This is a genomic window from Amycolatopsis sp. NPDC104863, assembly GCF_055582965.1.
Genome location: NZ_JBVJOW010000009.1, coordinates 121,866 through 141,814, shown reverse-complemented (window position 1 = coordinate 141,814; position 19,949 = coordinate 121,866). Strand labels below are relative to the sequence as shown.

19 protein-coding genes are annotated in these 19,949 nt (G+C 71.5%); 12 read left to right on the top strand and 7 right to left on the bottom strand.

Annotated elements, in window-relative coordinates; genetic code table 11:
* Nucleotides 1-7 precede the first annotated feature (7 nt).
* Both ACZ63J_RS39230 and ACZ63J_RS39225 read right to left on the bottom strand, forming a co-directional pair.
* Entirely contained in the window at nt 8-199 is a 192-nt protein-coding gene (locus ACZ63J_RS39230) for a ferredoxin (RefSeq protein WP_465309683.1), read from the bottom strand.
* Entirely contained in the window at nt 199-1,599 is a 1,401-nt protein-coding gene (locus tag ACZ63J_RS39225; protein WP_465399396.1) for a fatty acid desaturase, read from the bottom strand. The genes ACZ63J_RS39230 and ACZ63J_RS39225 overlap by 1 nt, the downstream gene beginning before the upstream one ends.
* Nucleotides 1,600-2,163: 564 nt before the next feature.
* Here ACZ63J_RS39225 and ACZ63J_RS39220 point away from each other — a divergent pair.
* From ACZ63J_RS39220 to ACZ63J_RS39185, 8 genes are all read left to right on the top strand, one after another.
* A complete protein-coding gene (locus ACZ63J_RS39220; protein ID WP_465399397.1) occupies nt 2,164-4,587 on the top strand; it encodes a sensor histidine kinase in 2,424 nt (807 codons plus the stop codon).
* 53 nt (nt 4,588-4,640) lie between these two features.
* Nucleotides 4,641-5,066 (top strand): roadblock/LC7 domain-containing protein, encoded by a 426-nt coding sequence (locus tag ACZ63J_RS39215; RefSeq protein ID WP_465399398.1) that lies wholly within the window; start codon nt 4,641-4,643, stop codon nt 5,064-5,066.
* A complete protein-coding gene (locus tag ACZ63J_RS39210; protein WP_465309675.1) occupies nt 5,063-5,434 on the top strand; it encodes a DUF742 domain-containing protein in 372 nt (123 codons plus the stop codon). The genes ACZ63J_RS39215 and ACZ63J_RS39210 overlap by 4 nt, the downstream gene beginning before the upstream one ends.
* Nucleotides 5,415-6,005, top strand: a complete 591-nt coding sequence (locus ACZ63J_RS39205) for a GTP-binding protein (protein ID WP_465399399.1) — start codon at nt 5,415-5,417, stop codon at nt 6,003-6,005. The genes ACZ63J_RS39210 and ACZ63J_RS39205 overlap by 20 nt, the downstream gene beginning before the upstream one ends.
* A 297-nt stretch (nt 6,006-6,302) precedes the next feature.
* Nucleotides 6,303-7,256, top strand: coding sequence for a hypothetical protein (locus ACZ63J_RS39200; RefSeq protein WP_465399400.1), 954 nt, complete (start codon nt 6,303-6,305; stop codon nt 7,254-7,256).
* Between the two features lie 48 nt (nt 7,257-7,304).
* A complete protein-coding gene (locus ACZ63J_RS39195; RefSeq protein WP_465335015.1) occupies nt 7,305-7,934 on the top strand; it encodes a hypothetical protein in 630 nt (209 codons plus the stop codon).
* Nucleotides 7,931-8,761, top strand: coding sequence for a hypothetical protein (locus tag ACZ63J_RS39190; protein WP_465399401.1), 831 nt, complete (start codon nt 7,931-7,933; stop codon nt 8,759-8,761). The genes ACZ63J_RS39195 and ACZ63J_RS39190 overlap by 4 nt, the downstream gene beginning before the upstream one ends.
* 105 nt (nt 8,762-8,866) lie before the next feature.
* Nucleotides 8,867-10,456 (top strand): esterase/lipase family protein, encoded by a 1,590-nt coding sequence (locus ACZ63J_RS39185; RefSeq protein ID WP_465399402.1) that lies wholly within the window; start codon nt 8,867-8,869, stop codon nt 10,454-10,456.
* 3 nt (nt 10,457-10,459) lie between these two features.
* On the opposite strand, the gene ACZ63J_RS39180 is transcribed toward ACZ63J_RS39185, so the two are convergent.
* The 4 genes from ACZ63J_RS39180 to ACZ63J_RS39165 form a co-directional block, all read right to left on the bottom strand.
* Complete coding sequence (locus tag ACZ63J_RS39180; RefSeq protein WP_465399403.1) at nt 10,460-12,790, bottom strand: ATP-binding protein; 2,331 nt, start codon at nt 12,788-12,790, stop codon at nt 10,460-10,462.
* A 67-nt stretch (nt 12,791-12,857) separates the two neighbouring features.
* Entirely contained in the window at nt 12,858-13,313 is a 456-nt protein-coding gene (locus ACZ63J_RS39175) for a hypothetical protein (protein ID WP_465399404.1), read from the bottom strand.
* Between the two features lie 135 nt (nt 13,314-13,448).
* Nucleotides 13,449-14,330 carry an RNA polymerase sigma-70 factor gene (locus ACZ63J_RS39170; RefSeq protein WP_465399405.1) on the bottom strand — a complete coding sequence of 294 codons (882 nt, stop codon included), beginning with the start codon at nt 14,328-14,330 and terminating at the stop codon, nt 13,449-13,451.
* Between the two features lie 26 nt (nt 14,331-14,356).
* Nucleotides 14,357-14,740 (bottom strand): DoxX family protein, encoded by a 384-nt coding sequence (locus ACZ63J_RS39165; RefSeq protein WP_465399406.1) that lies wholly within the window; start codon nt 14,738-14,740, stop codon nt 14,357-14,359.
* 207 nt (nt 14,741-14,947) lie between these two features.
* Here ACZ63J_RS39165 and ACZ63J_RS39160 point away from each other — a divergent pair, with 207 nt between their 5' ends.
* The 4 genes from ACZ63J_RS39160 to ACZ63J_RS39145 are packed head-to-tail and all read left to right on the top strand — an operon-like array spanning nt 14,948 to nt 17,982.
* Nucleotides 14,948-15,775 (top strand): lysostaphin resistance A-like protein, encoded by an 828-nt coding sequence (locus ACZ63J_RS39160; RefSeq protein WP_465399407.1) that lies wholly within the window; start codon nt 14,948-14,950, stop codon nt 15,773-15,775.
* Nucleotides 15,772-16,905 carry a sensor histidine kinase gene (locus tag ACZ63J_RS39155; RefSeq protein ID WP_465399408.1) on the top strand — a complete coding sequence of 378 codons (1,134 nt, stop codon included), beginning with the start codon at nt 15,772-15,774 and terminating at the stop codon, nt 16,903-16,905. The genes ACZ63J_RS39160 and ACZ63J_RS39155 overlap by 4 nt, the downstream gene beginning before the upstream one ends.
* Nucleotides 16,902-17,561 carry a response regulator gene (locus tag ACZ63J_RS39150; RefSeq protein ID WP_465335000.1) on the top strand — a complete coding sequence of 220 codons (660 nt, stop codon included), beginning with the start codon at nt 16,902-16,904 and terminating at the stop codon, nt 17,559-17,561. Before ACZ63J_RS39155 ends, ACZ63J_RS39150 begins: the two co-directional genes overlap by 4 nt.
* Before the next feature lie 19 nt (nt 17,562-17,580).
* Nucleotides 17,581-17,982, top strand: coding sequence for a hypothetical protein (locus ACZ63J_RS39145; protein ID WP_465399409.1), 402 nt, complete (start codon nt 17,581-17,583; stop codon nt 17,980-17,982).
* 4 nt (nt 17,983-17,986) lie between these two features.
* Here ACZ63J_RS39145 and ACZ63J_RS39140 read toward each other — a convergent pair whose 3' ends face one another.
* Entirely contained in the window at nt 17,987-19,807 is a 1,821-nt protein-coding gene (locus ACZ63J_RS39140) for a cupredoxin domain-containing protein (protein ID WP_465399410.1), read from the bottom strand.
* Between the last annotated feature and the right edge of the window lie 142 nt (nt 19,808-19,949).

Sequence of the window (19,949 nt, the reverse complement as noted above, 5' to 3'; positions counted from 1 at the left end):
TCGTCTGTCAGTCCCGCAGTTTCAGGGCCAGCACCGGGCAGGAGCTGACGGCGGAGGAGACCTCCTGGCGGCGGTCCTCCCCGGGCTGTTCGTCGAGCAGCACGACGAGGCCTTCGTCGCCCACCTCGAAGAAGTCCGGGGACAGCGACTCGCACATGCCCGCGCCGATGCAGTGGTCGAGGTCCGCTTCGATCCGCATCACGCACCCACCCGGCCCGGCGCGACGAAGTCGACCTTCTCGCGCACCCCGCAGTCCGGGCAGCACCAGGAGTCCGGGATCGCCGACCACGGCGTGCCGGCCGGGAAGCCTTCGCGCGGGTCGCCGCGGCGCTCGTCGTAGACGTACCCGCAGCCCGGGCACATCCCGCCTTCCGTGGCGTCACCACGGGTGTCGGTGAGCTCCGGGGCGGCCGCCGTGACGCGGGTTCCGTAACGGGCCAGGATCTTGTCCCGTTTGGACGGTTGGATGTTGGCGCGCGAGAGGTCGCCGTCGAAGTGCGCGAGCACCCGCGGGTCCATCACCTTGCGCCACACCGGCGGGACGAGCGCCAGCACGATCATCCCGGCGTACCCGGTGGGCAGCACCGGCGACTCCTCGAAGTCGCGCAGCGTCTGGTAGCGCCGGGTCGGGTTCGCGTGATGGTCGCTGTGCCGCTGCAGGTGGTAGAGCAGGACGTTCGTGGCGATGTTGTTGGAGTTCCAGCTGTGGTGGGGCGCCACCCGCTCGTAGCGCCGCTTGCCGGGGCCGCCGACCCGCCGGCGCAGCATCCCGTAGTGCTCCATGTAGTTGACCACCTCCAGCAGCGAAAACCCGATGACGGCCTGGATCACCAAGTATGGCAGCACCCCCACGCCGAGCCAGACGACCATCGCGGCCCACAGCACCGCCGACATCAGCCAGGCGTTGACGACGTCGTTGCCGAGCCGGTACGGGTGCCGGTCGCGCCGCGCGTAGCGCTTGCGCTCCAGCCGCCACGCGGACTTCAGCGAGCCGAAGACCGTGCGCGGCCAGAAGCGGTAGAAGCTTTCGCCGACGCGGCTGCTCGCCGGGTCCTCCGGGGTCGCGACGCGGACGTGGTGGCCGCGGTTGTGCTCGATGTAGAAGTGCCCGTAGAAGCTTTGCGCCAGCGCGATCTTGGACAGCCAGCGCTCGTGGCTCTCCTTCTTGTGCCCCAGCTCGTGCGCGGTGTTGATGCCGATGCCGCCGATGCACCCGATCGACACGGCGAGGCCGATCTTGTCCGCCACGCCGAGGTCGCCGCGGGCGATCAGCCAGAACGCGGCGGCGAAGCCGACGTACTGGATCGGCAGGAACGCGAAGGTGATCCAGCGGTAGTAGCGGTCCTTCTCCAGCCGCTCGATGACGTCGTCCGGCGGGTTGCTGCGGTCCAGCCCGGTGAGCAGGTCGACGAGCGGCACGACCACGAGGATCACAACCGGCCCGATCCAGAACCACCCGCCCCAGCCGGTGGCCGCGTGCAGCCCGATGGCGAGGAACGCCAGCGACGGCACCACCAGGCCGATCAGCCACAGGTAGCGCTTGCGGTCGTGCCACCGCTCGGTCGAGCCGGCGGGCACGGTCCCGGTCACCTCGCTCATCACACCCTCCTCCGTTGGCTGGTTTACAGAACAATAGATGATGTACAACTGGATTGACAAGACCTGCCTGTTTGTCAAAGTGCTCGGACAGTCGGGCACCGCAACGGATCCCTGCCCGGACTTTCGAAATCTTCGACGAAGGGCCTCGTCACCCCGGAAAACCGGCGTCGGCGACGGCTTCCGGGGCAGAACCCGTGCCCGTCCGTCCTCGGCCTTGCGGCGTCGGGCGTGGCGGGCGAATGCGATTTGTCTTTCACCCGTTCGGCCCAGCCCGCCGGAGCCCGAACACGCCGCCGACGCCGTTACCAGAGCAAACGCCGGTAGTCACCCCGGAGCACACAGTAAACACCGTTCGCGCTTCGGCGGACGGTCGTCGGCTCACCGGGTCAGCACCACCGCGGCTCACCGGTTCGTGGTAAAAAACGGACCCTGATCGATCCTGCGGCAACACGGAGGGTGAGGCGAAGACGGGTGACGGCGGCAGCTGCGTCCCTTCGTCGTGTCCGCTTCCTCGTCCGGGTCCCCCATCTTCGCCGACCGTCACTCAGGAGTTCGTGAACCGCCGTGCTGAACAAAGACGACAAGGACGAGTCGGACAAGCCGTACGACAAGTCGATCCGCAAAAGGCTGACCCGGACCGTGCTCATCCCCAGCGTGACGCTGCTGGTGCTGTGGATCGCGGTCTCCTCCTACTTCCTCTTCAACGGCGTTTACGTCCGGCTGGTCGCGGCGTCCGTGCGCGAGGTGTCCATCCCCGCCGCCACCGCGCTCGCCGAGTTCCAGAAGGAACGCCAGACCGCGCTGCAGTACCTGGACGACCCGGCGCTCGGCCCGGGCCGGCTGCAGGAGCAGCAGAAGGCCACCGACGACAAGCTCGGTGTCCTGAAGGACGCCTTCGCCGCGACGATCTCCAACGCGCCGGACGAGATCGCGACGAAGGTCAACGCGCTGAAGGCCCAGTTCGACCAGCTTCCGGTGCTGCGTTCGCAGATCAGCTTCCGCAGCATCGACCGCGCGCAGGTCAACACCTACTACAACGGCGTGATGGACACGGCGTCGAACCTGTTCGACACCCAGGCCCGCGTGGTCCCCGACGCCGAAGCGGCCACCGGCGGCATCACCGCGACGTCGGTCTTCCGCGCCGGTGACGCGATGTCGCGTGAGACGTCGCTGGTGTCGACGGCCTTCTCCGCCGGCACTTTCGCGCCCGACGACTTCGCCCAGTTCGCGCAGCTGTCCGGGACCTACCGGACGCAGCTGGCCCAGATCGAGCCGTTCCTCGACCCGGCCGTCCGCACCAAGTACCAGACGCTGGTCAAGAGCGCCGCCTGGCAGCAGCTGGCGACCGCCGAGGTGGCGATCGTCAAGCACGGCCCGTGGTCGCCCAGCGAGCAGAACTCCGTGCCGGTGTCCGAAACGGACTGGCAGAACGCGACGAACCAGGTCGCCCAGAACCTCAACGACCTCGCGATCACCCAGGCGGACAAGGTCTCCGCGGCCGCGATCGACTCCGGTGACGCCCAGCTGCGCAACGTCATCATCGGCTCCATCCTGGCGCTGCTCGCGTCGCTGGCGGCGATCATCGTCGCGGTGCGGGTGTCCCGCTCGCTCGTCGACCGCGCCCTGATGACGCGCCTCGCCCGGCTGCGCAACGACTCCCTCGACCTCGCCCGCAACCGGCTGCCGGACATCGTGGAGCGGCTGAAGAACGGCGAGTCCGTCGACCTGGCCGAAGAGCTCCCGCAGCTCGACCACGGCCGCGACGAGATCGGCCAGGTGGCCGAGGCGTTCAACACCGCCCAGCTGACCGCCGTCAACGCGGCGGCGAGCGAGGCGAAGGCCCGCAGCGGTGTGCACAACGTGTTCCTCGGCATCGCGCACCGCAACCAGGTCCTGGTCCACCAGCAGCTGCAGATCCTCGACGAGATGGAAGCCCGCGAGGACAACTCGACCCAGCTGGCGGCGTTGTTCCAGCTCGACCACCTCGCCGCGCGCGCCCGCCGCACCACCGAAAACCTGATCATCCTCGGCGGCAAGCAGCCCGGCCGCCGGTGGCGCAAGCCGGTCCCGCTGATGGAGGTGCTGCGCGCGGCCGTGTCGGAGACCGAGCAGTACGCGCGGGTCCAGGTCGAGCAGGTCGCCGACGTCTCGATCGTCGGCGCCGCGGTGGCCGACACGATCCACCTCGTCGCCGAGCTGGTCGACAACGCGACGTCGTTCTCCCCGCCCGGCTCGCCGGTCGAGGTGACCAGCCGCCTGGTCGCGCGCGGTGTCGTCGTCGACGTCTCGGACCAGGGCCTCGGCATGAAGGACGGCGTCCGCGAGTGGGCCAACTCGATGATGGCCGAGGCGCCCGAGTTCGACGCGATGGCGCTGCGGGCCGACTCCAGCCTCGGCCTGTTCGTGGTCGCGCGCCTGGCGGCGAAGCTCGGCATGACCGTCACGTTCGACCCGTCCCGGTACGGCGGCCTGCGCGCCACCGTGCTCGTCCCGACCCACCACCTGGCCGGCCAGCAGGCGAGCCCGGCCGACGAACCCGGATCCACCCCGGCGGAGACCACCGCGGTCCTCGCCCCGGTGGGCGGCCCCGCGCCGCAGGCAGCAGAAAGCCCGCTCCGTTCCATGGACACGCCCAGCTCGTTCACCGGCCAGATCCCGATGAAGCGAGACGCCAAGCCGAGGCCGTACCCGGCTCGCGCGCTCACCCCGCCCGACCCCGCGCCCGCCGCCCCCGTCGTGGCGCCGGCGGTCGTGGAGCCCCCGCCCGCCGCGGTGGCGCCCCCGGCCGGGCCGGCCGCCGGGCGACCGGCCGACGACCGGCCCCGGCTGCCCCGCCGGGAGCCCCAGCAGAACCTCGTCGCCCAGCTCGAACACGAACCCGACGACAGCCAGGACGACGTCGTGGCGCCGGGCGAAGGCACCGCGCGCACCCTCGCCGCGTTCCACAAGGGCACCCGCCGGGGACGCGTCGGGCCGGAAGACGCGTAGTCCGCGACAGCACACAGGGAAAGTCCACAGAGGAAAGTCAAGGTTTCTGACGCATGAACGAGTACGGGAACCCCAAACCCGATCTCAACTGGCTGCTCGACGACGTGGTGAGCCGCGTGGTCGGCGCGCAGAACGCCATCGTGCTGTCCGCCGACGGTCTGCTCATCGGCAAGTCGGCCGGGATGAGCAAGGACGACTCGGACCAGCTGTCCGCCATCGCCTCCAGCCTGCAGAGCCTCGCCAAGGGGGTCAGCAAGCAGTTCAACCGCGGCCCGGTGCTGCAGAACATGATCGAGATGGAGCGCGGCTACCTGTTCGTCTCGGCGGCGGGCCAGGGCGCCTGCCTCGCCGTGCTCGCCGCGGACAACGTCGACGTCGAGATGATCGCCTACGAAATGAGCCGGCTGGTGAAGCGGGTCGGGGACTACATGGTGTCGGCGCCGCGCGAGGCGGCGCAGATCCTGCGGGAGGCCACATGAGTACCGACGAAGGCTGGTACGACGAAGCCGCCGGGCCGCTGGTCCGCCCGTACACGATCACCAGCGGCCGCACCCCGGCCGACAACGCGCGGCTCGACCTGTCCACGCAGGTCATGACGCTGCGTTCGGAGCAGGAGCCGGCCGGGCTCGGCCCGGAGCACCAGGCGATCGTGCAGCTGTGCCGGCACCCGGTGTCGGTCGCCGAGATCGCCGTCTACGTGAAGATCCCGCTGGGGGTCGTGCGGGTGCTCGTCGGCGACCTCATCGAACGCGGCCTCGTCATCACGCGCTCCCCCACCCAGAACCCGGCGCAGTCGCCGGACCTCGAAACACTCCAGGCGGTTCTCGATGGCCTCATCAAGTACTGACGGCGCGGGGACCGAGCTGGTCCCGACGCCCGTCAAGATCATCGTCGCGGGCGGGTTCGGCGCCGGGAAGACCACCATGGTCGGTTCGGTCAGCGAGATCCCGCCGCTGACCACCGAAGAGGTGCTCACCGAGGCGAGCGCGGGGATCGACGACCTCTCCGGCGTCGAGCGGAAGACGACGACCACCGTCGCGCTCGACTTCGGCCGGATCACCATCTCGCCGCGGCACGTGCTGTACCTGTTCGGGACCCCCGGCCAGGCGCGCTTCTGGTTCATGTGGGACGACCTGGCGCGCGGCGCGATCGGGACGATCGTGCTGGTCGACACCCGGCGGCTGGAGACCAGCTTCGCCGCGATCGACTTCTTCGAACGCCGGAAGATCCCGTTCGTCGTCGCGGTGAACTGCTTCGACAACGCGCCCCGCTACACGCCCGACGAGATCCGCGAAGCCCTCGTCGTCCCGGACCGGGTGCCGATCGTCATGTGTGACGCGCGTGACAGGGACTCCAGCAAGCTCGCGTTGATCCGGTTGGTGAAGCACGCGATGACGGTGGTACCGGTGCGGGTCTGAGACCTGCGCTTTGTCCGTTCGGTGTCCGGTCGGGACACGCCGGAGTCCGAAGTGTCCCAGCGTGTCCACCTCGGACTGCGGCAAACCCACATGGCGCAATTGGTTGGACCACCCGGGTGCTGAGTTTTAGTTGAGCACGCATCCGTTTGATAACATCCGCTCGTGACCAGTCGCGCGCCGGAATTTCCTGAATATATAAGGGAAAACTATCCGGCACAGGGCCGGCTCTTCGGTGACTTTCTGTGCGGGCTCTGGGCCACGGCGTGTGACGCGCTCGCGGTTCCGGTGGAGCAGTCCGTGCGGGCCACCCTGCTGCTGCGCGGGCTGCTGCCCGCGTGGGCCCACGAGCGGATCGGGGCCGCGCCCGCCCAGCCGTCCTATGTGGCGGACGACGGGTTCCCGGCCGAGATGTCGGTGAACTGGTCGGGACGGCACCCGGAGCTGCGGGTGCTGTTCGACAGTCTCGGCCACGACGTGGTTTCCCCTGGTGACAGCGCTTTCGACACAAAGGTGCGGGAGACGTTCACCCCGCGCGGCGGGCGTCCGTCGCCCGCGCCGGTGTGGCATTCGATCGCCTGGCGGCCGCCGTCGGGGATCGTCCACAAGACGTACTTCGGGCTGTACCCGTGGCCGCACCAGCAACGCGAGGCGGCCGTGGCGGAGGCCATGGACCGGCTCGGCATGACCACTGCGTGGGACGACGCCCGGCGGCGCATCGAAACCGTCGAAGGCGAACGGGAAATCGAGTTCTTCGCGGTGGACCTGGCCGGCGAGGCGGACGCCCGGGTCAAGATCTACTACCGCAACCACGGCGCGGCACTCGGCGAGATGAACCGCGTCGCTTCGGTGGCCGTCAGTCACGACGGTGACCGCGCGGAGCCGGCTTACCGCGTCCTGACCGGTGAACGCGCCGACGCCGGGGAAGCGGCCCTGAGCTGCCTGGCGTTCCGGTCCGGACTGGACCGGGCCGCCGAGTCCACCACGTACCTGCGGCTGCCCGGCCTGACGGCCGACGACGAGGAAGCCGTCGAGCGCACCGCCGCCCTGCTGCACACCGAAGGTGTGGACCCCGGCGGGTTCCGCACGCTGGCCGCCGCGCTGGCGCCCGGGCCGCTGGCCGGGCACCGGGGGTTCCTGGAGCTGGTGAGCTACCGCACAGCGGGCCGGCGCGGCGACGTGACCACGTACTTCCGGTTCCCCGTCTTCGGCCGGCCGGCGCCGGCCCCCCTTTCGCCGGTTGATCTTGGTTAGCGGCAGCGGAAAGATGATCTCGGGCAGCACCACGGTAAGGAGCCGATCGTGACCCAGCAGGACGTCGAGCGCATCGCCCGTCACAACGAGCAGCGGCAACGGGAGTACGAGTCGTCGGACCTGATCCGGCTGCTGACCGACCGGGACACCTCCGCCGAGACGAAGAAAGCGGTGCTCACGTACCTGCAGCCGTGGTCGAACGCGTTCCAGCGGATGATCAGCGCGCGGGTCGTGTCCGAGAGCGACCCGGAGCTGCGGGCGCTCGCGCTGGAGCACCAGCAGGAGGAGATCGGCCACGACAAGATCCTGGCCCGCAGCCGCGCGGACGACCGGCAGCTGGTGTGGGACCCGGTCATCGAGTCGGGCGCGTCGTGGTTCGTCGACCAGTTCTCGACCCTGCCGGGCGTGCAGCGGGCGGTGCTGGCCCACCTGGCCCTCGAAGCCGGCAGCCTCGTGTTCAGCCAGGCCGGCACCCGGGCGTTCCCGGACGACGAATACTTCGAGCTGCACGACGAAGCCGACGTCGAGCACCTCGAGATGGGGTACGAGCTGTTGCGGCGGCGCAAGGACTGGACCGTCGACGCCGTGACCGCGGTGCTGGACCGGGCGTGGCAGGTGATCACCGTGGTTTCCGACCGCATCGCCGAATGCGCGCGCCGCGCTACGGTGACCGCATGACCGACTCCACCACGACCGACCCCGCCACCGCCGCCCGCGCCGTCGCCGCCGAAGCCGCGGACGCGTACCAGGATGCCTTGGGCGACCGGCTGATCGGCGCGTACCTGCTGGGCAGCCTGTCCTACGGCGGCTACTCCCCGGCGGCGAGCGACATCGACCTGGCCCTGGTGCTGACGGACGTCGCCGAGGGTGACCGCGAGTCCGTCGCTGCGACGACGGAGGCGCTGCAGGAGCGAAGCCCGTTGCACGGCAAGCTTTCCGTGTTCTGGGCGTCGCTCCCGGCGTTGCGCGAAGGCCGCGAAGACGGCCGCTTCCCGGCGCTGGACCGCCTGCAGCTGGCCGACCACGGCCGTGTCCTGCTCGGCTCGGACGTCCTGGCGGAGGTGGCGCGCCCGGCGGCGTCGGAGCTGCTGCTGGAGAGCGCGGCCTTCGCGATCGCGGTCCTGGCGGCCGAGCCGGTGACGGCGGAGTTCCACGAGCCCCGCCGGCTGCTGGCGGACAAGGTGTGGTTCACGAAGGCCGTGTTGTTCCCGGTCCGCTTCCTCTACTCGGGCACGACGGACACCGGCCGCGCGGCGAACAACGACGAAGCGATCGAGTGGTACGCGTCCCAGCCGGACGCGCCGTCGGTGTCGCTGGTGCGGCTGGCGGAGCGGGTCCGGGGTGGACATCCGCTCGACCCGGTCGAAGCCGGGCCGGAGCTGGCGGCGGGGCTGGTCCCGTTGTACCGGCGCTACATCGAGGCCGAGACTCAACGGCTTCGGGACACCGGCGCGCCGGAAGACCTCATCGCGGCCTTCGAAGACTGGAACAAACGACTCGGCTGATACGGCATTCGGGTGAACGTCTCCCCCGCGCTCTAACACGCGGTGCGCGGCTCCGACTCCTCAAGCACTCCCGTCGCCTCGGGAGCGAGGAGCCGGGAGGCCGCCATGTCCACTCCGGGAACACTCCGGCCGCTCGTGCTCGTGCGCGGGTTCGGCGGGCCCGACGTCGCGGACGAGCAGGCCAGCGGTTACCAGGGGTTCAACGAGGGCACCGTCTACCCCGGCCGGCGCGGGGAGAACTACATCTACGAAGGTTTTGTGCTGCGGGCGATGAAGTCCTCGCTGTACTCCTACCGCGACGCCACCAACGTCGTCGGGTACTACGCCGAAGACGTCGACGCGCCGCCGGACCCGATGGACTACCCCGCCGACCTCATCGAGGGGAGCGTGGTGCTCGACCCGTCGGTGGCGCGGCGGGTGCTCGCCGCGAAGAGCGTGGCCGGCACGCTGTGGGTGTACCGCTACTACGACCTCAAGCCCCGGGCCGTGAGCCGCTACGGCCAAGGGCTCGCCCGGCTGATCGACATCCTGCACCGGCTCGGCCACACCGGCGGCGTCGACATCGTGGCGCACAGCATGGGCGGGCTGGTCGTCCGCGAAGCGCTCCGGTTCATGAAGTCCGAGGGGCGCGACCCCGAAGAGCTCGTCCACCGGATCGTCACGCTCGGCACGCCCCACCGCGGCATCGCCTTCCAGGTGCTGCCGCGCTGGCTCGTCGACGGGCTCCCCGGCGTGGCGAACGCCGCCGACGAGGTCGCCGCGTTCGACCCGGCGCAGAAGAAGTTCCTCGACGTCCCGTCGTACTTCGACCCGCGGCGGATCCTGACCGTCGTCGGCACCGACTACCGCAGCTACGGCGTCAAGATCGCTTCGGCGGGCAACCGGCTTTCGACGCTCTTCGCCGAGGGAACGCTGAGCTACAACCACAGTGACGGCCTGGTCAAGCAGACTTCCGCGCAGCTGCCGGGCGCGCCGCGCACGTTCGTCCACAAGTGCCACGGCGGCAGCGACTCGCTGGTGACTTCACGCGAGGCCTACGAAATCGCGATGCGCTTCTTCCACGGCACGCACCGGGTGCGCCTGTGGCTCGACACGGCCGAGGTGCTGCGCGGCCAGGACCTGTTCAGCCACAGCGAGTTCTACCTCGGCGTCTCGATCAAACCCCGCTACGTCGACTTCGAGCTGTTCCACCAGAGCGCCGAAGCCGAGAACTGCTACGGCCCGTTCCGCAAGGCCGACCTCACGGACGACGTGACGCCGCTGGAGGAGCTGCTCAGCGATTCGCTGGCCGAGGAAAAGGGCCCGGCGACGGTGTGGGCCGGCCCCGACCGGCTCGTCTGGGAAGGCTGGGTCGACACGCGCGCCAAACCGGACAGCGACCAGCGTGACCTGGTCTTCCGCCTCGACATCTACGTCGCCGAGCGTGACTCCTACGGCATCGGGTTCTCCGACAACGTCGTGTTCCGCAAGCAGTACTACGTGCAGGCGCTCCCGGGCGAGCTGCTGATCCACACGGGCGAGAAGTACCTCGGCCCGCGCGGCGAAAGCGCGCCGGGAATGGCCGAGGAGGCCGCGACGGACCCGGGTGTCGACGAGGTCTGGCGCGCGCAGAGTTCGGAGAGCGGCTGGACGTTCGAGACGAAGGGCACCGGCTTCGAAGCGGTCTGGCGCGTCGCCATCGAGCCGGACGAGTGAGCGTCAGGGCGCCGGCACCTGCGACGCCCGCGCGGCCCAGGCGGCCACCTGCGACCGCGAATCGAACCCCAGCTTCCGCAGGATCCGGTTGACGTGGCCTTCCGCCGTCCGGCGGGAGATCACCAGGCGGTCCGCGATCTCCTGGTTGGAGCGGCCGTCCGCGATGAGGGCGGCCACCTCGTTTTCCCGGTCGCTCAGCAGTGTCGGCCGGCTCGGCTCGGCCGCGGCCGACGGGGTGGTGTCGCCGAGGGCGTAGGCGATCGCCTCCGGCAGGCCGAACTCGCCGCCCCGGCGGAACGCCGCTTCGAACGGGCCGTCGCCGAGGGCCTGGCGCACCGCGGCTTCGCAGTCGCCGTGCGGGGCGCCGAAGTAGCGGGAGCCGAACATCGGGAAGCCGACCGCCTGCCAGATCGGCTGGGCCGACCCGAGCATCGTGGCCGCCGTCTCGAACCGGCCGCGCGCGGCTTCGTTCCACGCCAGCACCTCGATCGCCAGCACGATGCCCAGCAGGTCGTGGAACGTGCTCTTGACCCGCAGGCAGTGCCGCCCGTGCTCGGCCGCGCGGTCGAGGTCGCCGCGGCTCAGTGCGACCAGCGCCTGGACGTAGATCGCGTACGCGCTCGCCCACTGCTCACCGTGGGCGACCCCGGTCTCGCACGCCTCTTCGCACAGTTCCGCCGCCCGGTCGAGGTCACCGAGGAAGATCGAGGCGACGGCCAGTTCGATGCCCGCCAGCATCACGTTGCTGTTGAGCTCCCCCAGCCGCCGGTAGCGGGCCTGGGCTTCCTCGAAGAGCGTCTTCGCGTCGCCGACGTCGTCCCCGACGAGCAGGTTGCAGCCGAGCCGGTGCGTCGCGTACGCCAGCGCGACCTCGTCGCCGGCCCGCGTCGCGTAGGCGCGGCACTCCTCCAGCATCGTGACCGCGCCGGCGTGGTCTCCCTGCAGCGTCGCGACGTAACCGTTGACCCACAACGCTTTTGCGCGTTCCTCGCCCGGCTCGGGAGCGAGCGCGAGGGCGCGGTCGAGCCAGTGCCGGCCTTCGCCGAACACCCCGCAGCCCGCCCAGTAGAACCACAACGTCGACGCGAGCCGCAGGCCCGTTTCGAGCTCGCCCGGCACGGTCAGGCTGTAGTCGAGCGCGGCCCGCAGGTTGGCGTGCTCCAGGCGGGTGCGCCGGAAGATCTCCGCCTGCTCCGGACCGAACCACGCGCTTTCGCTGCGCACGACGACGTCGAGGAAGTGGTCGCGCATCCGGCGCCGGACCTCCTCGGCCTCCCCGGACCCGGCCAGCTTGTCCCGGCCGAACTGCCGCAGCGGCTCGAGCAGCCGGAACCGCTGCCCGTCGCCGTCGGACTCCCGGATCAGCACCGACTTCTCGACGAGCCCGGCGAGCCGCTCCGGCAGCTCCTCGGCCGGCAGCCCGTCCCCGGCGCAGACGCGGCGCGCCGCCGCCAGGTCGAACCCGCCGGGGAACACCGACGCCCGCGCCCACAGGTGGCGCTCGGCCGGGCCGCACAGGGTGTGGCTCCAGTCGACGGCCGCGAGCAGGGTCTGGTGGCGGGGCTCCCCGCCGCGCTTCACCGTGCCGGGCAACCGGAAGCAGTCGGCCAGCCCCGACTCCAGCTCGGCCAGCGTCAGCACCCGCAACCGGACGGCGGCGAGCTCGATCGCCAGCGGGATGCCGGCCAGCAGGCGGCACACCTGCGCGACGCGCTCCTGGTTCTCCGGCGTGATCGCGAACCCCGGGTCGACCGCGGCCGCGCGCTCGGCGAACAGCGTCAACGCCGGGTACTGCAGCCACGCGCCTTCGGGCAGCGGACGGCCGGCTTCGGGCAGCGGCAGCGGGGAAACCGGCCAGAGGTGCTCACCGGCCAACGCCAGCCGCTCCCGGCTGGTCGCGAGCAGCCGCAGCCCGGGCGCGGCGCGCAGCAGGTCGTGCGCGAGCGCGGCGCAGGCGTCCATGAGGTGCTCGCAGTTGTCCAGGATGACCAGCAGCCGGCGGTCGCGCAGGTGCTCGGCCAGCACGGCCGCGGGGCTCCGGCCGGTTTCGTCGTGCACCCCCAGCGCCTCCAGCGCGGTGTGGGCGACCAGCGCCGGGTCCTGGAGCCCGGCGAGCTCGACCAGCCAGACGCCGTCCGGGAACGCCCGCGACAGCCCGGCGGCGGTCTGCACGGCCAGCCGGGTCTTGCCGACGCCGCCGACCCCGGTGAGGGTGACCAGCCGCGCCCGCGTCAGCAGGTGCTTCACCTCGGCGACGTCGGGCTTGCGGCCCACGAAGCTCGTCGTGTCCGCGGGCAGGTTGCCCTTCCCGCACGTCGCCCCCGCCTTGCCCACGGGTGAACCGTAGGGACGTCCGGGCGGACGGGTCAATGCGACCGCGCGGTCGTCCCTCGGATGGCCCTCACGCGTCCGGGAGCCGGTACAACGTCGGGGTGACCCCGCCGTGCATCGCGGCGAGGCTGGCACGGCAGGCCTTCCGGACCTGCCGGTTGGCCGCCGAATCCGCCTGGCCGCACCGCGGGCAGAACAGGTGCACCGCGCCCGGCGGGGTCTCGTCGACGGCGACGTCGACCGGGCACTCGCAGCGGCGGCACCAGCGGTGCCCGGTGACGACGAGGACGTGCAGCACGTCGGCGACGCACCGGTGGACCCAGCTGCGGTGGACGTAGCAGGTGCTGCGGACGTGCGGGCTCAGGCCGTGCTCTTCGGCGGTGTCCTCGGCGGCCAGGATGGCGGCCAGCCGGCGGTCTTCGAGGTCGGCGTAACGATCGCGGCCCCCCGAGGGGGCCGGTCGCGGCTCCGGGACGTCCGCGGGGGAGACGACCCGGAGGAGGGGACGCGACCGGCCTTGCACCATGTGTTCTCCGACCTCCCACGGTCAACGACGGCCGGTCAAGCCTGACCCGGGCCGCGCGCCACCGCACCCGTACAAGTACCCGACTCCATACCTGTCCTCGTTCACGCGGCGCGCCGGAGTGCGCACTGTGCGCGCTCAGCGCAAGGTCAGCCGTGTCTCCGAGCCGACGCGGGTCAGCTTCTCCGGGTTGCGGACGTAGTAGACGCCGGTGATGCGCGCGTCCTCGAGCCGGATGGCCATCACCCCGTCGATCTCGCCGTCCAGGCGCAGGACGAGGGCCGGGTTGCCGTTGACGACGGCCGGCTCGGTGGTGAGCACGGCGCCGACCCGGCCGATGCCGCCGAGGACGAACCGGACCAGCTTGTCCGCGCCGGCCACCGGGCGGAGCGCGGCCTGCTTGACCCCGCCGCCGTCGCTGAGCAGGACGACGTCGGGCGCGAGGACGTCGAGCAGGCCCTGCAGGTCACGCCCTTCCAGCGCCCGCTGGAACGACGCGAGCACCGCCCGCGTCTCGCTCGCGGACACCGCCTCGCGGGGCCGCCGGGCGTCGACGTGGCGGCGCGCGCGGTGCGCGATCTGCCGGACGGCGGCGGGGGTCTTGCCGACGGCGTCCGCGATCTCGTCGTAGCCGACCTCGAAGACCTCGCGCAGCACGAAGACGGCGCGTTCGGTCGGCGACAGCGTCTCCAGCACGAGCATCAAGGCCATCGACACGCTCTCGGCGAGCTCGACGTCTTCGGCGACGTCCGGCGCGGTGAGCAGCGGTTCCGGCAGCCAGGGCCCGACGTAGGACTCCTTGCGGCGCTTCATCGTGCGCAGCCGGTTCAGCGCCATCCGGGTGGTGATCCGGACCAGGTACGCGCGCTCGTCGCGCACCTGCTCCGGGTCGACCTTCACCCACCGCAGCCAGGTTTCCTGCAGCACGTCCTCGGCGTCGGCCGCCGAGCCGAGCATCTCGTAGGCGACCGTGAAGAGCAGGTTGCGGTGGGCGACGAAGGCGCCGGTGGGGTCGCTCATGGTCTTCCCTTCCCTGTGTTCGCCGGTCAGGCGGTGAAGGACGCGGGCCCGAACCGCCCCCAGGCGACGAACACCGCGACCGCGAGGTAGGCCAGGTTCAGCGCCACGAACCGGTACCCGCCGTGCCGGACGTGGGTGATCATCGCACCGACCATCAGCAGAACCCAGCAGGCGGCGGTCACCGGCACGAGCACCGGCACGATCCCGAGGACGGCGGGCAGGACCAGCCCCACCGCGGCGAGCAGCTCGAGCACCCCGAGGCTCCGGACGAACCCCGCGCCGGCGCTCGCGGTCCACTCCCCTCCCGGCGCCGCGGCCAGTTTCTCCTTCGGCACGAACGTTTTGCTGACCCCGCCGGTCAGCGCGACCACGGCAAGCAGTCCGGCGGCGATCCACAGTGCGAGGTTCATCAGGTTCTCCTTTTGTCCCAGGTTCGGCCTCAAGACACCGCGCTCCCCGATCCTGTGACACCGCATGACCCGGATCACGTCCGAGCCTTGTCCCCCGTGCGAGCTACCCGGGACTGTCCACCCCACGGTGACGTCCCCAGTCCGGCAAATCCCTAGCGTTCCTCCTGGCCGCGGCGCCCGTCGCGGAATCTCACGAAGGAGTCCCCCATGCGACTGTTGACGCAGTTCGTGGCCGTCGCGGTGGTTGCGCTCGGTGGCAGCCTCGTTGTCGGCGCCGTGCACTGGAACGCGCCGCTCACCCTGGTTCTCGGGCTGCTCAGCGCGGTCCTCGCGGTGCTCACCTACGCCTGGGTCGTGCGGCGGACCGAACGCCGGACGCCCGACGAGATCACCTGGGACGGGCGCGCGCTCGGGCGGGGGATGCTCCTCGGGCTCGGGTTGTTCGCTTGTGTCATCGCGAACATCGCCCTCGTCGGCGGGTACGACGTGCTCGGGTGGGGCTCGGTCGGCGGCGCCGTGGCCCTGCTCGGGTTCTCGGCCGCCGCGGCCGTGACCGAAGAGCTCGTCTTCCGGGGCATCCTCTTCCGGTTCGTCGAACGGTGGACCGGCACCTGGACCGCACTGGCCCTGACCGGCCTGCTCTTCGGGCTCTCGCACCTGTTCAACGCCCACGCCACCGTCTGGGGCGCGCTCGCCATCGCCGTCGAGGCTGGCGGGATGCTCGCCGCCGCCTACGCCGCCACCCGCACCCTCTGGGTGCCGATCGGCCTGCACTTCGCCTGGAACTTCGCCGAGGGCGGCCTCTTCGGCACCGGGGTCTCCGGCACGGACGCGCCCCGGGGACTCCTGGACGGCGTCACCTCCGGCCCGGCCGTGCTGACCGGGGGCGAGTTCGGGCCCGAGGCGAGTGTGTACTCCGTGGCCGCCGGGGTCATCACCACGGCCGTGTTCATGACGCTCGCCCGGCGGCGCGGCCACATCGTGCCCCGGCGGCGGCGCGCCACGCCGGCGCCGGCCGCTACTGTCGTGCCGTGATCGAGCTCGGCTCCCTCCCGGACCGGTGGCGGCGGCTCGACGTCACGGTCCGGGACCTCCCGTTCGCGCTGCTGCTCGCCACTCTCGCGCTGGTGCCGGCGCTGCACGGGTACGGGACGCGGGTCGGCGACGTGGCGACCCGGCCGATGGACGCGCTCGCCTTCGTGGTGGTCGCCGCCGAGTGCCTCCCGCTGGCCGTGCGCCGGCGCTGGCCCGCCGTCTGCCTCGCGCTCGTGGTGCTCGGTTTCGCCGTCGACCAGCTTCGGGGTTATCACACGCTTTCGGGCACCGCGCTGCCTCTCGCGCTGATCAGCACGGGCACGCACCTGGACCGGCGCCGGTGGGCCACTGCCATCGTGGCTTCCCTGGCGTACGTGCCGCTGGCCCTCGGCCTCGCGCGGCACGGGTCGGCCGAGGGGGTCACCGGGTTCGTCACGTTCTACCTCGCGCTCGCCCTCGCCTGGGGGGTCGGGAGCTGGGTGCGGCAGTCCCGCGCCGCCGAAGCGGAACGCCGCCGCCACGTCGCCGAGACCACCCTCACCGCCGAACGCACGCGCATCGCCCGCGAGCTCCACGACGTCGTCACCCACCACGTGACGGCGATGGTCGTGCAGGCCGAGGCGGCGCGCTACCTCACCGCCGCCCCCGACCGCCTCGACCGGACGCTCACCACGATCACCGACACCGGGCGGCGGGCCATCACCGACCTGCGGCACCTGCTCGGCCTGCTCAACCCCGGCCACGACGCCGACCCGCCGCCCCACGGCGAGATCCGCGCGCTCGTCGACCGGACCCGGCAGGCCGGCCAGCCGGTCGAGTTCACCGAAGTGGGCGGGCCGGCCGGGGAAAAGGGGAGCGCCGAGGCCGCGGCCTACCGCGTGGTGCAGGAAGCCCTGACGAACGCGCTCAAGCACGCCCACGGCCGTCGCACCGACGTCCGGGTGCGCCACGGCGAGAAGGAGATCACGGTGGAGGTCAGCACCGAAGGCGCGGGGCCGGCCGCCGCGTCCCCCGGCGGCAGCGGGCGCGGCCTGGCCGGGCTGCGCGACCGCGTCGGCGTCCTCGGCGGCTCGCTGACCGCGGGCCCGGAAGGCGCCGGTTTTGTGGTGCGGGCGCGGATCCCGTCGTGACGGCGCCGGTCCGGGTCCTGGTCTGCGACGACCAGGCGCTGATCCGCACGGGGTTCGCGACGATCATCGACGCCCAGCCCGACCTCGAGGTGGCCGGCGAGTGCGGCGACGGGCAGGCGGCGGTCGAGCTGGCCGCCCGGCTGCGGCCGGACGTCGTGGTGATGGACGTCCGGATGCCGGTCCTCGACGGCATCGAAGCCACCCGGCGGCTCGCCGGCGCCGGGGTGGCGCACCCGGTCAAGGTGCTCGTGGTGACGACCTTCAACCTCGACGAGTACGTCTACGAGGCCCTTCGCGCGGGCGCGAGCGGGTTCCTGCTGAAGGACGCGCCCCCGGCGCAGCTGCTGCAGGGCATCCGCACGGTCGCCGCGGGCGCCGCGCTGCTGGACCCCGAGGTGACGCGCCAGCTGGTCGGCCGGTACGCCGCCCGCATCCGCCCGGCGGCCGGCGCGCCCGCCGGCGTCGCGCTGGCGCCCCGGGAGCTCGAGGTGCTGCGGCTGATCGCGAACGGGCTGTCCAACAGCGAGATCGCCGCGACGCTGGTGCTCAGCCAGGAGACGGTGAAGACCTACGTGTCCCGCATCCTGACCAAGCTGGACCTGCGCGACCGCGTGCAGGCGGTCGTCTACGCCTATCGCACCGGCCTGGTGAGCTGAACCGCACTATCCTGCGATCATGCTGGATCTCCTCATCGACGGCCTGCTCGGCGGGCTGGTCGACAGCGTGACCATGCGCCGAAGAGCCCGGAAGAAGGCCGACCGGCGGCAGACCGGCGTCGTGACGGGGACGGCGGTCAAGCTGCCCTGCTCGCTGCGCCGGCCGCCCGGCAGCTGGACCCACGGCACCCTGCGCCTGACGCCGGAGGGCGCGACCTGGCAGGCCCGCCTGAACCGCGGCGAGCCCGTCACCCTGGCCTCGCGGACCGTCTCCCTGCTGGACACGCGCCCCGCCGAACCGGGCCGAGGCCTGTCCCTCGCGACGGCGATGACGGTGGCCGTGCTCGACGCCGACGGCCACCGCCTGGAGCTCGCCGTCCTGAGCGAGGACGTCACCCTGCTCCGGAAGACCTTCTCCTGAACCGCTAGACCCGCTTCTTCACCTCCGGCGTGCGGGCGGCCGCCGGCGGGCCGCCGACCCCGGACTCGATCGCCGCCGTCACGATGCGGTTGCGGTCGCCCGACGACAGCACGCCGTTGGTCACCAGTTCCTGGGTCACCGCTTTCACGTGCTTCACGAACCGGTCGTGCGACGCGTACTCCGCGTTTTCGTCGATGACGTCGTTGAGCGTGCAGCCGTTGCCGATGTCGGTGTTCTCGACCTGGCTGTCGATCCCGCCGATCACCACGGTGTCGCGGACGTCCGAGTTCGGGCAGGCGTCCGGCGGCGGCACCGCCGCGACGACCGTGAACGTGCCGCTCACCTCGTCCGAGACGTTCCCGGCGACGTCCGTGGCCCGCGACCGGACCGTGTGCGCGCCGAGCGCGGACACCACGACCGGCGCCGTGTACCGCGTCCACACTCCACTGTCCACTTTGTACTCGACGAGGTCCACACCGGACCCGGTGTCGGTCGCGGTCAGCGTCACCGACGCCTGGCCGACGTACGACCAGTCACCGTTCTGCTTGCCACTCAACGCGATCGACACCGACGGCGCGGTCGTATCTCCCCCGGCGACGACCGTGAAGGACACCGTCCCCACCGTGGAAGTGTTGCCCGCGACGTCACGGGCCCGGAAGTCGAAGGTGTGCGCACCCGGCGCGGAAACGGGGACCGGCGCGGCATAAGCGGTCCACGCGCCACCGTCCACCCGGTACTCCACCGCGCCGACCCCGGACCCGGTGTCCGACGCCACCACCGTCACGGTCGCCTTGCCGACGTAGTTCCCGGCGTCGTCGCGCGTGCCGGCCACGGACGCCGTCACGATCGGCGGGGTGGTGTCGCTCTTCACGACGGTGAAGTGGGACATGCCTTCCGGTGAGGTGTTCCCGGCGGCGTCGGTCGCCCGGAAGTGGAACATGTGCTCACCCGCGCCGGTCACCGCGACCGGTGCGGTGTAGGCGGTCCACGCCCCGCCGTCCAGCTGGTACTCCACCGAAGCCACCGTGGAGTCGGCGTCGGTCGCGGTCAGCTTGACCGTGGCGACGTCGACGTAGTTGCCCGAGGAGTCCTGCTGGCCGGTGATCGCCGCGGTCACCGTGGGCGGGGTCGTGTCCCCTTGCCCTTCGACGATCGTGAAGTGCTCCATGCCTTCTTCGGAGGTGTTCCCGGCGACGTCGGTCGCCCGGTAGTGGAGCATGTGCATGCCCACGGCGGACACCACCACCGGCGCCGAGTACGCGGTCCAGGTGCCGCCGTCCAGCTGGTACTCGACCGAGGCGACGCCGGAGCCCGCGTCCGTCGCGGTCAGCGACACCGTCGCCGACTCGATGTAGTTGCCGGCCTGGTCCTTTTCCCCCGCCACCGCGGCGGTCACGGTCGGCGCCGTGGTGTCGCCGGTGCCGTCGGAGACGACGAACTCGCCCACCATCGCGGTGTGGCCGGGGATCGTGCAGAAGTACCGGTACTTGCCCGGCGTGAGCGTCACGGTCGCCTCGTGGCGGCCGTTCTGCGGGTCGAAGGGGTTGGCCAGGATGTTGAGCGAGACGTCGTGGTTGTAGCCCGGCGTCGAGGTGTCGAACGTCAGGGTGTGCGACATCCCCGTCGTGTTGCCGGTGGCTTCGCTGTTCTCGAAGACGATCGTGGTCTCGCCGGGCAGCGCGCCGGTGGGCGCGGACGCGTATTCGGTGGTGCTGTTGCCGCCCGTCCAGGTCAGGGTCTGGACCGGCGCCGCCACCGCAGGGGTGGCCAGCCCGAGCAGGGCCAGCAGCCCGGCCAGCAGCACTGTGATCAAGCGTGGGGACATCGCCGGAAGAACCTTCCTGGGAGGGGGCAGGAGGGTCGGGGGGGGGGGGGGGGGGGGGGGGGGGGGGGGGGAGGACCCCCGCCCCCCCCCCCCCCCCCCACCCCATCCTCCCCCGCGGTGCTGTACTCTCCGCAGTCTTTTT

What these genes read in the sequence shown, in the direction of transcription:
- ACZ63J_RS39230 (WP_465309683.1), bottom strand. Translation starts at nt 199, where the DNA reads ATGCGGATCGAAGCGGACCTCGACCACTGCATCGGCGCGGGCATGTGC.
- ACZ63J_RS39225 (WP_465399396.1), bottom strand. Translation starts at nt 1,599, where the DNA reads ATGAGCGAGGTGACCGGGACCGTGCCCGCCGGCTCGACCGAGCGGTGG.
- ACZ63J_RS39215 (WP_465399398.1), top strand. Translation starts at nt 4,641, where the DNA reads ATGAACGAGTACGGGAACCCCAAACCCGATCTCAACTGGCTGCTCGAC.
- ACZ63J_RS39210 (WP_465309675.1), top strand. Translation starts at nt 5,063, where the DNA reads ATGAGTACCGACGAAGGCTGGTACGACGAAGCCGCCGGGCCGCTGGTC.
- ACZ63J_RS39205 (WP_465399399.1), top strand. Translation starts at nt 5,415, where the DNA reads ATGGCCTCATCAAGTACTGACGGCGCGGGGACCGAGCTGGTCCCGACG.
- ACZ63J_RS39190 (WP_465399401.1), top strand. Translation starts at nt 7,931, where the DNA reads ATGACCGACTCCACCACGACCGACCCCGCCACCGCCGCCCGCGCCGTC.
- ACZ63J_RS39185 (WP_465399402.1), top strand. Translation starts at nt 8,867, where the DNA reads ATGTCCACTCCGGGAACACTCCGGCCGCTCGTGCTCGTGCGCGGGTTC.
- ACZ63J_RS39175 (WP_465399404.1), bottom strand. Translation starts at nt 13,313, where the DNA reads ATGGTGCAAGGCCGGTCGCGTCCCCTCCTCCGGGTCGTCTCCCCCGCG.
- ACZ63J_RS39170 (WP_465399405.1), bottom strand. Translation starts at nt 14,330, where the DNA reads ATGAGCGACCCCACCGGCGCCTTCGTCGCCCACCGCAACCTGCTCTTC.
- ACZ63J_RS39165 (WP_465399406.1), bottom strand. Translation starts at nt 14,740, where the DNA reads ATGAACCTCGCACTGTGGATCGCCGCCGGACTGCTTGCCGTGGTCGCG.
- ACZ63J_RS39160 (WP_465399407.1), top strand. Translation starts at nt 14,948, where the DNA reads ATGCGACTGTTGACGCAGTTCGTGGCCGTCGCGGTGGTTGCGCTCGGT.
- ACZ63J_RS39145 (WP_465399409.1), top strand. Translation starts at nt 17,581, where the DNA reads ATGCTGGATCTCCTCATCGACGGCCTGCTCGGCGGGCTGGTCGACAGC.
- ACZ63J_RS39140 (WP_465399410.1), bottom strand. Translation starts at nt 19,807, where the DNA reads ATGTCCCCACGCTTGATCACAGTGCTGCTGGCCGGGCTGCTGGCCCTG.